Origin of the sequence: Motilimonas sp. 1_MG-2023 (assembly GCF_030547455.1) — a bacterium.
GTDB lineage: Bacteria > Pseudomonadota > Gammaproteobacteria > Enterobacterales > CBDFNC01 > Motilimonas.
Window position 1 is genome coordinate 1 of sequence record NZ_JAUOPX010000118.1, and the last position, 541, is coordinate 541.

2 tRNA genes are annotated in these 541 nt (G+C 43.8%); both read left to right on the plus strand.

Annotated elements, in window-relative coordinates:
* Positions 1–96 precede the first annotated feature (96 nt).
* Positions 97–173, plus strand: a tRNA-Ile gene (locus tag Q4519_RS21680).
* Positions 174–308: 135 nt separating this feature from the next.
* Positions 309–384, plus strand: a tRNA-Ala gene (locus Q4519_RS21685).
* Positions 385–541 lie beyond the last annotated feature (157 nt).

Consider the following 541-nt stretch of genomic DNA (forward strand, 5'->3'; position numbering starts at 1 on the left):
GCTGGATCACCTCCTTACCAAAAGCGACGTTGTCTTGTTGACGAGAGTCAATGAGTGTTCACACAGATTGTATGATTACATTGGGTAAAAAACATCGGGTCTGTAGCTCAGTTGGTTAGAGCGCACCCCTGATAAGGGTGAGGTCGGTAGTTCAAATCTACTCAGACCCACCAAATCTTCGCAATACTGCGTTATTAAGTTCGTCGTTTAGCTTGCTAAACTTCCTCACTTAATGCCTTGTCTTGCTTGATTTGGCCACTATGCCATCCTCCCAGGTGGTTTAGGGTTCGATGTTTTAGAAGATATTTGGGGCTATAGCTCAGCTGGGAGAGCGCCTGCCTTGCACGCAGGAGGTCAGCGGTTCGATCCCGCTTAGCTCCACCAAATCTTCATGTTCGGCCAAGATAGGCCAAAGTTAAGTTTAAGCAATTTAACTTTGGCTTTTTTTAGCGATAAAGAAAGCCCGCTCTTTAAAAATTTGGAAAGCTGATAAAAGTTCATTGAACGTTTTTGAAACGCAAGTTTTGATGATGTTCAATAC